This is a genomic window from Micromonospora sp. NPDC049274 (assembly GCF_040678875.1).
In the GTDB taxonomy this organism is placed as follows: domain Bacteria; phylum Actinomycetota; class Actinomycetes; order Mycobacteriales; family Micromonosporaceae; genus Micromonospora.
This window is the reverse complement of record NZ_JBFAQS010000023.1, coordinates 1-12570: the sequence shown is the minus strand read 5'-3', so window position 1 is coordinate 12570 and position 12570 is coordinate 1. Positions and strand designations below refer to the sequence as shown.

Below are 12570 nucleotides of genomic sequence, written 5' to 3'. Positions count from 1 at the left end.
GTACAGTCTTGCCCCGTGTTGGACGTGATCGGCCTGACCCCCGCCGAGGAGGAGCTCTACCGCTGCCTGCTCCAGCTCACCACGGCCCGGGTGGACGAGCTGGTCCACCGGCTGCACCGGCCCCGGGCGCAGGTCGTCCAGCAGGTCGAGGCGTTGCGGGCCAAGGGTCTGGTGCAGCCCACCGACAGCGACCCGGACGCCCCGCTGCGCCCCCGAGCACCGGACGTCGCCCTGGGCGCGACGCTGCTGCGCCACCAGGAGGATCTGGAGGCGGCCCGGCGCCGGGTCACCCAGCTGGCCGAGGAGTACCGCGCCGGGCTGCGCCGCCACCACGTGGACCACCTGGTCGAGGTGATCCGGGGCGGCCGGGTGCTGCGCGACCGGCTGCGTGACCTGCAGAACTCGGCCCGCAGCGAGGTGCTCTGGTTCTGCCGGGCCAACCCGCTGGCCATGGCCGGCCCGGAGAACGTCGAGGAGTTCGACGCGCTGGCGCGCGGGGTGACCTACCGGGCCATCTACGAGCGGGACCTGCTGCTGGAGCCGGGCGCCCTCGCGGACCTGGCCAAGGGGGTCGCCGCCGGTGAGCAGGCCCGTGTGCTGGACCGGCTGCCGGTCCGACTGGCCATCGTGGACGCCCGCACCGCGATCTGCCCGCTGGTGCCCGACCGCGACGGCGGCGAGCCGAGCGCCGCCGTGATCGGCCGCAGCCAACTGCTCGACGCGCTGCTCGCCCTCTTCGAGAGCCACTGGCGGGTGGCCACCCGGCTGCGGCTCGACGACCCGCTCGCCGTCGCGACGATGGAGAGCCGGCGCGACGAGGCCGAGGACCGTCCGGTCGACGGCTACCAGCCCGACGCCGACGAGGCCCGGCTGCTGTCGTTGTTCGTGGCGGGCGTACCGGACAAGTCCATCGCCTCCCAGCTCGGGGTGAGCCGCCGGACGGTGCAGCGCCGCCTCGCCGATCTGATGGACGCCGCTGGCGTGGACACCCGACCCGGGCTGGCGTTCCAGGTCGCCCGGCGCGGCTGGCTCTGAAACGTGGCGGGGCCCGCCGTCGGCGCGACGGCGGGCCCCACTGGTCACGCCCCGGTCAACGCAGCCCGTACGCCCGCAGCACCGTCTGGTCGACGGAGTTCCCGGCCCGGTCGGTGGCGTGCACCCGCAGCGACACGGTGCCGTGCCCGGCCGGGACGGTCGCGGTCCAGCGGGTTCCCGACCCTCTGGTCGGCGCGGCCCGCCAGGTGATCCCCTCGTCGAAGGAGACCTCCACCCGCAGGCTGGTGCCCGTCGGCGCGGCGACTCCCCTCGGCTGGCGCAGGGTCAGGCCCAGCTGGTGCGGCCGGTGGCCGGGGACGGCGCCGAGCAGGTCGGCCGGCACCCGGTAGTCCACCTGCAACAGCGACAGCGGCACCGCCGCGTCACCCGCCGGCCGGGCCGAGGTGAACTGCCACGCCGTGTCGGTACGGGTGGCGTAGCGCCACTGGTCCGAGGCCCGCCGGGTCGTCACGTCGAGGCGGTAGCGGGCCGCTCCGGCGGTGGTCGGCACCGGCGCCCAGCCGTCGGACAGGTCGGCGATCAGCTGCCCGTCGCGGCTGAGGCGAGCCTCGACGGTGTCCGACTCCTCGCTGTTGCCCGCCACGCTGTAGTGCCCGTCGGCGTCGACGAACTCGGGCACCCGCACGTCCAGGCTGTCGCCCGTACGCGTGGGCACCGGCGCCCCGCTGGCCGGCACGGCCGGACGGACCACCGGGGCGTGCCAGGTCTCGGCCTCCCGGTCGTCGGCGGCGTACCGTCGGGGCGCCTGGGTCAGCCCACCTGTCAACTGCCCCCACTGCATGTACATCTCCTTGTGCAGCACCCGGTGCTGCCACCAGGAGTCCCCGGCGCTGACGAACTCCTGCCGGGTGGTCCCGTTGCGGACCAGGCGCTGGTCGTCGTTCCAGGAGTACTCCTGCCATGGACGCCAACCGAACCGCTCCTCGGTGGCCCAGCCCGCGCCCGTGTCGCCGTAGCTGGCGGTCACCTCGGCGGTGTTCCGGGCGGTCACCGTGTGCACGATCCGCTCCGGCACCCGGCCCTTCGACACCTGCCACACGTCGTACAGGTAGGGGCTGTCCACGGTCAGCGTCAGGTCCAGCGTCGCCCGGCCCCTGCGCGCCGCCGCGATCAGCCGCTGCCCGTCGTCGTACGCGACGACCAGCGCCGGGATCGGCAGCCGCTCCCCGGCCGGCCGCCAGACCGTCCACGCGCTCTGGTCCTGCGGCCGGACGATCAGCACCACGGCGGCGCCGGCTGCCGCCGCGGCGGCCACCTGCTCGTCCTCGCTCCGGTTCGGGTCGGCGGCGAGCAGCGCGGCAGCGCCCCGCGCCCGCGCCAACTCGGCCGGGGTGCCGGCGCCGGCCCAGACCAGCGGCAGCTTCCGCCGACCGGTCGGCGCCGGCGACGTGCCCAGCAGATTGATGTCCGACGGACCGGAAACCCCGCTGATCGTCGCGTCCACCATCGGCGCGACGAGCTGCCAACGCGAGGCGAACTCGAACTCACCCTGACGCACCGGGCGCGTCGGCGTGACGTTGACCTGCTGGACGGTGCTGTACGCCATCACGCCGTGGTCGATCTGTCGGCCGTTGCCGAGCACCCGGTGCACGTAGTAGCTGAGCGTGGCCCGCTGCTCGCTGGGCTTCGGCGTCTCGATCCGCACCGGCGTGCCCTTGCGGGCGTCGAGCACCACTGTCAGATCCCGGTCGACTGTCAGCTCCGGCTCGACGGCCTCGGTCAGCTGCTCGTCGAGGGGGGCGCCGTGCTCGATCAGCGCGGTCAGCAGGTACGTGCCCTCCTCGACCTGCAGGGTGCCCTCGCCCGGCCACCAGCCCCAGAAGTCCGACTCGGGCTGCTCGCCGTAGAGGGTGAGCCCCGGCGAGAGGGTCAGTTGACCCTGCCGGTCCAGAACCTTCACGGTGACCTGGTGCAGCGGGCCGCTGACGGTGAGCCCCACCGGCGTGCGGACGGCGACACCGTCCGCGCCGGTCGCGACCAGCCAGCCGCCGTGCGGGCCCCGGGCCAGCTTCGCCGGGTCGGCGCGCAGCGGCACGGCCACGCTGCCGCCCGCCGGCACGGTCACCTCGCCGGACCCGACGGTCACGCCGTCGGTCTCGGCCGCGCCGCTGTCCAGGTTGCGCAGCTCCAGGGCCAGCCGCAGGGTCTGCGTGCCGGACGTGTCGTTGGTGTACGTCACGCTCCGCTGCACCGCCGCGCCGCCCGTGGTGACCCGGCCGAAGTCGGCGGTGGCCGACGCGTACACCCGCTGGGTGAGCGCCCGCGCCACGTCGACCCGACCGCCGCCCTGCTCGAAGACGGTAAGCGCCGGGTTCGCCTTCGTGGTGCTGACCAGCGCGTCCTTCAGCCTCCCGGCGGACCAGTCCGGGTGGTCCTGCGCGAGGATCGCCGCCGCGCCCGCCACGTGCGGGGTGGCCATCGAGGTTCCGGAAGCGGCCGTGTAGGCGTCGCCCACCGGCGTACCCATTGTGGTGCCGGCGGCCCGCGCGGCGATGATGCCGACGCCCGGCGCGGTGATCTCGGGCTTCAGGCCGTTGTCGCCCAGGCGCGGCCCGCGGCTGGAGAACTCCGCCAGGTTGTCGTCGCGGTCCACCGCGCCCACGGTGAGCGCCGCGGCGGCCGCGCCTGGCGAGCCGACGGTACGCGCCGCGCCCGCGTTGCCGGCGGCGACCACGAAGAGCGCGCCGGTCTCGGCGGTCAGGTCGTTAACGGCCTGGCTCATCGGGTCGGTGCCGTCGGTCGGGTCGCCGCCGAGGCTCATGCTGACCACCTTCGCGCCGGAGTGGGCGGCCCACTCCATGCCGGCGATGATGGCCGAGTCGTAGCCGGAGCCGTTGTCGTCGAGCACCTTGCCGACAAGCAGTCGCGCGCCGGGTGCGACGCCCTTGCGCAGCCCCGCCGACGCGGCGCCGCTGCCCGCGATGGTGGCCGCGACGTGCGTGCCGTGGCCGTGGCCGTCCCGGGCGCTGCCGCTGCCGGAGAAGTCCCGCGCCTCGGCGATCCGCCCGGCCAGGTCCGGGTGGGTGGCGTCGACGCCGGTGTCGAGCACGGCCACCTTCACGCCGCTGCCGTCGCGGCCGGCCGCCCAGGCCGTCGGGGCGCCGATCTGCGGGACGCTGTGCTCCAGCGTCGGACGCACCCGCCCGTCCAGCCAGACGTGGGCGACACCGCCGCCCAGGCGGGGCGCGGCGGCCGTGGCGCGGGCCGTCGGCGCGCCGGCGAGGGTGCTCCACAGGCCACCCACGTCGGCCTTGCCGACCCGCAGCGCGGCGCCGTTGATGCTCGGCAGGGGGCGGGCGTCGGTGACGCCGCCGAGCGGCCGGACCCGGCCGGCGGCCGGCTCCTGGTAGCGCACGATCAGCGGCAGCGCGCCCTGGGCGGCGTCGCCGTACCCGTCCGCGGCCAACTCCTGCACGTCGAACAGGTTGGCGTCGAGGACACCGCTGGAGACGTAGGGCAGGGCGTCGCTGGGCAGCACCCGCAGCCCGCCGTCGACCTCCAGGGTTTGGAAGATGACCCGCTCCCGCCCGGGTCCCGGACGTACGGTGGCAGCGACCCGGCCCGGCGCGGCCGGCGCCAGCTCGACCTGGTCGCCGGTGATGAGGGTGATGCGGACGGGCGCGGCGCCCGGGGCGGACGCGCCCAGGCTCGGGCCGGTGGGCCGGACGGGCGGCTCGGCGGACGCCGGTGCGGCGAGGCCGACCACCAGCGCGCCGACCGCGCCGGCGCTGAGCCAGCGGGGGGACCAGTGCATGCGTTGCGCTCCTCTACTCCGATGGGCCCGCCATCCGTAGATGAGGACCGATCGGAGTCTGCGACGCAGCACACAACCAGGTCACTAGCGTTCAGCCGCCGCAGCGGCGACATGTCGTCAGGTGGACAACCGCCGGACACCGACGGTGTGCGCCACGGTCACCGGCGGCTGCCCCGCCAGCCGTGCACCGGCAGACCGAACTTGGCGACCAGCCGGTCGGTGAACGGACGGGCGCGCAGCCGGACGATGCGCACCGGCAGGGCGCCCCGACGCACCGTCACCCGGGCGCCCGGCGGCAGGTCGTAGACCCGCCGGCCGTCGCAGGCGAGCACGGCGAGGGTGGTGAACGGGTCGACGGTGATGACGAACGTCGACGTGGGCGCGGTGACCAGAGGGCGGCTGAACAACGCGTGCGCGCTGATCGGCACCAGCAGCAGGGCCTCCACCTCCGGCCAGACCACCGGACCGCCTCCGGAGAACGCGTACGCGGTGGAGCCGGTGGGGGTGGCGCAGACCACGCCGTCGCAGCCGTAGCGGGACAGCGGGCGGCCGTCCACGTCGACGAGGAGTTCGAGCATCTGCGCCCGCTCCCCCTTCTCGACGCTGATCTCGTTGAGCGCCCAGGACTCGATGGTCGGGCCGCCGTCGAACTCGGCCGTGACGTCGAGCGTGAGCCGCTCGTGCACCGTGTAGTTGCGCTCGACGACGTCCCGGACCGCGGTGTCCAGGTCGTTGATCTCCGCCTCGGCGAGGAAGCCCACCTTGCCGAGGTTGATGCCGAGCAGCGGCGCCTTCGCCGGGCGGGCCAGCTCGGCCGCGCGCAGGAAGGTGCCGTCCCCGCCGAGCGCGAAGACGATCTCGGCGCCCTCGGCGGCCTCCGGGCCGGCGACCGGAACCGTCCCGGGCAGGTCGAGGTCGTCGGCCTCCTCGGCGACCACCCGCACCTCGAAGTCCGCGGCGATGAGGTCGGCGGCGACCGACCGGGCGTGCTCGGTGCTGCGTCGACGGCCCGTGTGGGTCACCAGCAGCGCCGTGCGGCTCATCGGACCGGCCGCCCGTCCGCCATCGGACGGCACACCGTCATCGCCGCCGCACCGGCACGACCGTGTGCCGTCGTGCGCCGCTCGCTGTTCGCGTTCACCCTGCGACCTCCTCCGCCGCCACGCCCGGCACGTCGCCGGCCGTCGTCGGACCGTCCGGCCCGGCCTCCACCACGGCCCGCACCCGCTGCGGGTCGGCCGGTGGTGCGCCCCGGCGCAACCATACGAAGAACTCGACGTTGCCGCTGGGCCCGGGCAGCGGGCTGGCGGCCACGTCGGCCAACCCGAGGCCGAGCTGAGCCGCCGCGCCGGCCACGTCGAGCACCGCCTCGGCGCGCAGCGCCGGGTCGCGGACCACCCCGCCGGCGCCGACCCGCTGCTTGCCCACCTCGAACTGCGGCTTCACCATCAGCGCCAGGTCACCGTCGTCGCGGGTGCAGCCGGCCAGGGCCGGCAGCACCAACCGCAACGAGATGAACGACAGGTCGGCCACCGTCAGATCGACAGGTCCGCCGATCGCGTCCGCGACGAGGGTACGGACGTTTGTGCGTTCCAGGACGCGGACGCGCTCGTCGGTGCGCAGCGACCAGGCGAGCTGCCCGTAGCCGACGTCCACGGCCACCACCTCGGCGGCGTCGGCGCGCAGCAGCACGTCGGTGAAGCCCCCGGTCGACGCGCCGGCGTCCAGGCAGCGCCGCCCGGCGACGCGCAGCCCCCCGGGCCCGAACGCGGCCAGCGCCCCGGCGAGTTTGTGCCCGCCCCGGGAGACGTACTCCTCGGTCGGGTCCGCGCCGGTGACCAGCAGCGGATCGGCGGGGTCGACCATCGCGGCGGCCTTACGCGCGGGCACTCCGCGCAGCTGGACCCGGCCGGCCTCGACCAGCGCGGCGGCCTGCTCACGGGAGCGGGCCAGCCCGCGGCGGACGAGTTCGGCGTCCAGCCGGTTGCGACGTGCCATGGGTGGTTCTCCGGATCTGTCCGACCTGGTCGTCCTGCTCAGGTCTGGTCGATGGTGGCGAGCGTCTCGCGCAGCGTCTCGTAGGCCGCCTCGTACTGTGCGATCTGGTCGGCCGGGGCGAGCGTCGCCGCGTTGTCCATGGCCCGCACGGCCGCGTCCACCGCGGGGTGGCGGGCCGTGTCGTCGCCGACGTCCTCGGGCGGCGGGCCGGGGCGGGCACCCACAGGTGGGTCCGGTCGGGCGGCGAACGACCCGGCCTGCGGCGACCCGGGCCGCAAGCCTCCGGGCGGACCGGGGCGGATGCCGGGCGGCGGGCCCGGACGGGCGGCGTCGCTCACGAGTCACCGTCCGGGCGGCGCTTGCGGACCGCCTTCTTGGCCGGCATCGCCGCCGGTGTCGGAATGTCGTCGTGGGCCGAGGGAGCCGCCGACGTCGAGGTCTCGTCCCTGACCGGCACGGCCTCGGGCGTCGGGGTGTCGGCCGTGACCGGCACGGCGGCCGGCGCCGGGGTGTCGTCAGCGGTCCGGCTGATCGTCGCCGGCGGCTTCTTCACGATGGCCTTCTTCGCGACGGCCTTCTTCGCGACGGCCTTCTTCGCGACCGGAGCGGAGACCGGGGCGTTCGACGGCACGAGGCCGGTGCCGGGCTGTGCGGCGCGGGTCGGGTCGGGCTGCGGTGTCGGCTCGCCGGGCCGTTCGGCAGCCGGCTCGCCCGTCGGCGCCGTGCGCGGCTCGGCGGCGCGCGCCTCGCGTAGTTGCCGTTCCAGGTCGCGCACGCGTCGCGTCAGCTCGGCCACCTCGTCGGCGGTGGCGAGACCGACCGCGCCGAGGGCCCGGTCGACCTCGAAGCGGACCAGCTTGGTCAGCGACTCCCGGTTGGCGGCGCCGGTGGTGACCAGCTCCTCGCCGAGGGCCTGGAGCTGGGCGGCTGTCGCGCCGCCGGAGCCGACGAGGCGACGCACCGCGTCCTGGGCCTTCTTCCGGGGCGCCTCCGCCAGGCCCATGGCCAGTTCGAGGTAGGCGCGCCACGCGTCCTGCATGCCTGAGTCCTTCCATCCGGCGCCGGTCTGCAGGTGTCACGCTACCGGGCACCGCCGACTGTCCTGTGCGGTACGGTGCCGGGGACGGCGTGGCGATCGGCGAGGGGGAGATGTGGCCAGCGTGGACGAGTGCCGGCAGGCGTTGCAGGAGCTGGCCGCCCGGTTGGACCGCAACGCCGAGACGGTCCGCGAACGGATCGACCTGGAACGGACGTTGGCCTGCCGGATCACCGACCTGGACACGGCGTTCCACGGGCGGATCAGCGGTGGACGGCTGGTCGAGCTGACCGACGGTGACGACCCGAAGGCCAAGATCGCGTTGAGCACGTCCAGCGACGATCTGCTCGCCCTGGTCCGTGGTGACCTGGACGTCACCAGGGCTGTCACGTCCCGTCGGGTGTCGATCAAGGCCAACCCGTTCGACCTGATGAAGCTGCGCAAGCTGCTCTGACGAGCGCGCCCGACGGCGTCACCCGTCGGCGGCCAGCCCGAAGCTCTCCAGCGCGGCAGCCGCGTCCGGGCCCGCCGGGCGGATCACGGGCGGCGCCGAAGTCGCCCAGGCCGCCGCGCAGAGCGCCGCGAGAGCGTCCAGCGGCCGACCCGCGCCGGCCAGTTCCAGCGTCCCCGCACGGTCCGTGACGGACCAGCCGCCGGCGTCCGCCGAGCCGGGGACCCGCACGGCCGCCGCCGGGTCGAAGAGCCCCGCCAGGTCCCGCGCGACGTACGTGGGCCGCCGTCGTGGCTCGGCCGAGAGCAGCTCGGGTACGTCGCTGACGCCGGTGAGCACGAGCAGGCTGTCCAGCCCCGCTCGGCGGGCGCCCTCGATGTCGGTGTCCAGCCGGTCCCCGACGACCAGGACCTGGCCGCCGTCGCCGCGCCGGGCGGCGGTCTCGAACAGCGCCGACTCCGGCTTGCCGACCACCAGGTCCGGGTCCCGTTCCAACGCGGTCCGCAGCACCGCGACCAGTGACCCGTTGCCCGGCAGCGGGCCCCGGGGGCTGGGCAGCGTCCGGTCGGTGTTGGTGGCGACCCAGATCGCCCCCGCCCGTACCGCGACGGACGCCTCGGCCAGCTCGGCCCAGCCGACCTGCGGACCGTAGCCCTGCACCACAGCGGCCGGCTTCTCGTCGGCGCGGCTGACCGGGGTCAGCCCGACCGCGCGCAGCTCGGCGCGCAGCGCCTCCGCGCCGACCACCAGCACCGGCGCGCCGGCCGGCAGCCGGTCCCGCAGCAGCTCCGCCGACGCGGCGGCGGAGGTGAGAACCTCCTCCGGCCGCGCCGGCACGCCCATCCCGGTCAGCAGGTCGGCGACGTCGCTGGAACGGCGTGAGGCGTTGTTGGTGGCGTACGCCACCGACCGCCCCTCGGCATGCAGCCGGGCCACCGCGTCGACCGCGCCGGGAATCGGCCGGTCGATCAGGTAGATCACCCCGTCCAGGTCGAAGACCACCAGGGTGTACCCGTCGATCAGCCGCTTCCCGGCGCCCCCGCTCATCGCTGCGTCGACTCCGACTCGTCACCCCGGGTGGGGGCGGTCCCGCCGCCGTCGACCGTGCCGCCGCTCAGCGTGTCGCCGCTCAGCGTGTCGTCCGCGCGGCTGTCGTCGCTGGCGGGCGTGGTCGGGTCGGTGGCGGTTGCCGAGGAGGTGCCGCTCTCGTCAGCGTGGCGGTCCTCGTCCTCGCCGTCGACGTCCTCGCCGTCGCCCGAGCGGCCGGCGACGCCGTCCTCCTCGTCGTCGTCGAAGTCCTCGTCGTCGTCCTCGTCGTCGTCGCCGCGGTCGTCCTCGCCCTCGTCGTCCTCCGCGTCGTCGTCCTCGTCGTCGTCGAAGTCCTCGTCCTCGTCGTCGAGACCGTCGGCCTCGGCGTGGACGTCGCGGTCGGACGTGTCGGAGTCGTCGACGTCGTCGCCTGCGGTGAGATCGGTGTCGGGCTGGGCCGGCACCGAGCCGGGCGCACCCGGACCCGCGGCGATCTCCTCGGCCTCGTCCTCGTCATCTCCCTCGATGACGACGCCGTCGAGTTCCAGCAGCCGCTCCGCGGCGTCGGTCTCGCCCTCGGTGTCCACGTCGGCGGCGCGGGAGAACCACTCGCGGGCCTCCTCGCGTCGGCCCACCGCGAGCAGCGCGTCGGCGTACGCGTACCGCAGTCGCGCCGTCCACGGCACCGTCGCCTCGCTGGTGAGGTCCGGCACCTGGAGCATCGCGACAGCGGCGTCCTTCTGGCCGAGGTCACCCCGTGCCCCGGCCGCGACGATCAGCAACTCGATCGCGACGGCCTGGTCCAGCTTCGCCTGGTCGGCGCCGCGGAACAGGTCGATGGCCCGCTCCGGCCGGCCCAGGGCGCGCTCGCAGTCGGCGAGCACGGCCAGGTGACTCTGCAGGCCGGTCATCCGGTGGTACGTCCGCAGCTCGGCGATCGCCGTCTGCCACTCCCCCGCGTGGTACGCGGCCAGGCCTACCGCCTCACGGACCGCGGAGATGCGCGACGCGAGCCGTCGGGCGGCCAGCGCGTGCGCCAACGCCTCGGCCGGGTCCTCGTCGATCAGCTGACCGGTGGCGACCAGGTGCCGCGCCACCGTCTCGGCGACCGGCTTGTTCAGCGAGAGCAGCTCGGCACGGACGTCCTTGTCGAGGTCGGTCGCGACGATGTCGTCCGGCAACACGGGGGCCAGACTGCGTCCGCCCTCGGACGACTCGGAGCCCGGGCCACGGTCGTCGCGCCGGAAGTCCCCCTCACGACGTGGCCGCTCGTCGGCGCGGAACCCACCGTCGCGGTCCCCTCCGCTGCGGAAGCCGCCCTCACGGGACGCACCGCCCTCGCGACGGTCACCGCCCCGGAAGCCACCCTCGCGGTCGCCGCCACGGAAGCCACCCTCGCGGGGCGGGCCGGAACGACCACGGTCACCGCCACCCTGGTAACCACCCTCACGGCGGTCACCACCACGGAAACCACCCTCACGCGGTGCGCGGGAGCCGTCCCGCTCGCCGCCCCGGAAGCCACCTTCACGGCGGTCGCCACCGCGGAAGCCACCTTCGCGGTCGCCGCCACGGAAGCCACCCTCGCGGGGCGGGCCGGAACGACCACGGTCACCGCCACCCTGGTAACCACCCTCACGGCGGTCACCGCCGCGGAAGCCACCTTCGCGGTCGCCGCCACGGAAGCCACCCTCGCGCGGCGCGCCAGAGCGCGAACCGTCGCGGTCGCCGCCCCGGAAGCCACCCTCACGCGGCGCGCCAGAGCGCGAACCGTCGCGGTCGCCGCCCCGGAAGCCACCCTCACGCGGAGCACCGGAACGCGAACCGTCACGGTCGCCGCCCCGGAAGCCGCCTTCACGGCGGTCGCCGCCACGGAAGCCACCCTCGCGGTCGCCGCCACGGAAGCCACCCTCGCGCGGAGCGCCAGAGCGCGGGCCATCACGGAAACCGCCCTCACGGGGCGGGCCGGAACGACCACGGTCACCGCCACCCTGGTAACCACCCTCACGACGGTCACCACCACGGAAACCGCCCTCGCGGTCGCCGCCACGGAAGCCACCCTCACGCGGAGCGCCAGAGCGCGAGCCATCACGGTCGCCGCCACGGAAGCCGCCACCCTCGCGGCGTTCGCCACCGCGGAAACCGCCCTCGCGGTCGCCGCCACGGAAGCCACCCTCACGCGGCGCACCAGTGCGCGAGCCATCGCGGTCGCCACCACGGAAGCCACCCTCGCGGTCGCCACCGCGGAAGCCACCCTCGCGGCGGTCGCCGCCACGGAAGCCACCCTCGCGGGGCGGGCCGGAACGACCACGGTCACCGCCACCCTGGTAACCACCCTCACGACGGTCACCACCACGGAAACCACCCTCGCGGTCGCCGCCACGGAAGCCACCCTCACGCGGAGCGCCAGAGCGCGAACCATCACGGTCGCCGCCACGGAAGCCGCCACCCTCGCGACGGTCACCGCCACGGAAGCCACCTTCGCGGTCGCCGCCACGGAAGCCACCCTCACGCGGAGCGCCAGAGCGCGAACCATCACGGTCGCCGCCACGGAAGCCGCCACCCTCGCGACGGTCACCGCCACGGAAGCCACCTTCGCGGTCGCCGCCACGGAAGCCACCCTCGCGAGGCGGGCCGGAACGACCACGGTCACCGCCACCCTGGTAACCACCCTCACGACGGTCACCACCACGGAAACCGCCCTCGCGGTCGCCACCACGGAAGCCACCCTCACGCGGAGCGCCAGAACGGGAACCGTCGCGGTCGCCACCACGGAAGCCGCCCTCACGGTCGCCGCCACGGAAGCCACCCTCACGCGGCGCGCCGGAACGGGAGCCGTCGCGGTCGCCACCACGGAAGCCGCCACCCTCGCGACGGTCACCACCGCGGAAGCCGCCCTCACGCGGCGCACCGGAACGGGAGCCATCGCGGTCGCCGCCACGGGAACCACCATCACGACCGCCGGCGTATCCGCCTCGGGCGCCGCCGGCGTTGTCCCGATCTCCCCGGTACGGGGGCCGGTCGTCGCGGCGCGCACCACGGTCGCGGCCACCCGGGCCGTCGGTGCGGTCTTCGTAACGACGGGGACGATCTCCGCCCTGCGGTCCTGAACTCACAGGTACATCCTTCCTGATTGCGCCACCAATGGCGCTACGCAGTCGAGGGCCGACCCGGATGGGGCGGCCCTCGACTGGAAGATTGTCCGGCGGTGTCCTACTCTCCCACACCCTCACGAGTGCAGTACCATCG

Annotated in this window: 10 protein-coding genes; 3 read left to right on the top strand and 7 right to left on the bottom strand. The window is 75.1% G+C overall.

Going from position 1 to position 12570, the window contains the following annotated elements; genetic code table 11:
• Positions 1 to 15 precede the first annotated feature (15 nt).
• Positions 16 to 1035, top strand: a complete 1020-nt coding sequence (locus AB0K10_RS29980; protein WP_363689069.1) for a helix-turn-helix domain-containing protein — start codon at positions 16 to 18, stop codon at positions 1033 to 1035.
• Positions 1036 to 1090: 55 nt separating this feature from the next.
• On the opposite strand, the gene AB0K10_RS29975 is transcribed toward AB0K10_RS29980, so the two are convergent.
• The 5 genes from AB0K10_RS29975 to AB0K10_RS29955 form a co-directional block, all read right to left on the bottom strand.
• Positions 1091 to 4810 (bottom strand): S8 family serine peptidase, encoded by a 3720-nt coding sequence (locus AB0K10_RS29975; RefSeq protein WP_363689067.1) that lies wholly within the window; start codon positions 4808 to 4810, stop codon positions 1091 to 1093.
• 158 nt (positions 4811 to 4968) lie between these two features.
• Positions 4969 to 5853: an NAD kinase gene (locus AB0K10_RS29970; RefSeq protein WP_363689065.1), complete on the bottom strand. Its 885-nt coding sequence runs from the start codon at positions 5851 to 5853 to the stop codon at positions 4969 to 4971.
• 94 nt (positions 5854 to 5947) lie between these two features.
• Positions 5948 to 6808, bottom strand: coding sequence for a TlyA family RNA methyltransferase (locus AB0K10_RS29965; RefSeq protein WP_363689063.1), 861 nt, complete (start codon positions 6806 to 6808; stop codon positions 5948 to 5950).
• Between the two features lie 38 nt (positions 6809 to 6846).
• Positions 6847 to 7146 (bottom strand): hypothetical protein, encoded by a 300-nt coding sequence (locus tag AB0K10_RS29960; RefSeq protein WP_363689061.1) that lies wholly within the window; start codon positions 7144 to 7146, stop codon positions 6847 to 6849.
• Positions 7143 to 7847, bottom strand: coding sequence for a hypothetical protein (locus AB0K10_RS29955; RefSeq protein WP_363689059.1), 705 nt, complete (start codon positions 7845 to 7847; stop codon positions 7143 to 7145). Before AB0K10_RS29955 ends, AB0K10_RS29960 begins: the two co-directional genes overlap by 4 nt.
• A 112-nt stretch (positions 7848 to 7959) precedes the next feature.
• On the opposite strand from AB0K10_RS29955, the gene AB0K10_RS29950 reads away from it, so the two are divergent.
• The gene (locus AB0K10_RS29950) at positions 7960 to 8298 is read left to right on the top strand and encodes an SCP2 sterol-binding domain-containing protein (RefSeq protein ID WP_363689057.1); all 339 of its coding nucleotides are present in this window, start codon (positions 7960 to 7962) and stop codon (positions 8296 to 8298) included.
• A gap of 18 nt (positions 8299 to 8316) precedes the next feature.
• Here the strand turns inward: AB0K10_RS29950 and AB0K10_RS29945 are convergent, their stop codons facing one another.
• Positions 8317 to 9342 carry an HAD-IIA family hydrolase gene (locus tag AB0K10_RS29945; protein ID WP_363689055.1) on the bottom strand — a complete coding sequence of 342 codons (1026 nt, stop codon included), beginning with the start codon at positions 9340 to 9342 and terminating at the stop codon, positions 8317 to 8319.
• On the bottom strand, positions 9339 to 10421 hold the full coding sequence (locus AB0K10_RS29940) for a hypothetical protein (protein WP_363689178.1): 1083 nt from the start codon (positions 10419 to 10421) through the stop codon (positions 9339 to 9341). Before AB0K10_RS29940 ends, AB0K10_RS29945 begins: the two co-directional genes overlap by 4 nt.
• Here AB0K10_RS29940 and AB0K10_RS29935 point away from each other — a divergent pair.
• Positions 10410 to 12431 carry a hypothetical protein gene (locus AB0K10_RS29935; protein ID WP_363689053.1) on the top strand — a complete coding sequence of 674 codons (2022 nt, stop codon included), beginning with the start codon at positions 10410 to 10412 and terminating at the stop codon, positions 12429 to 12431. The genes AB0K10_RS29940 and AB0K10_RS29935 overlap by 12 nt on opposite strands.
• Positions 12432 to 12570: the final 139 nt, after the last annotated feature.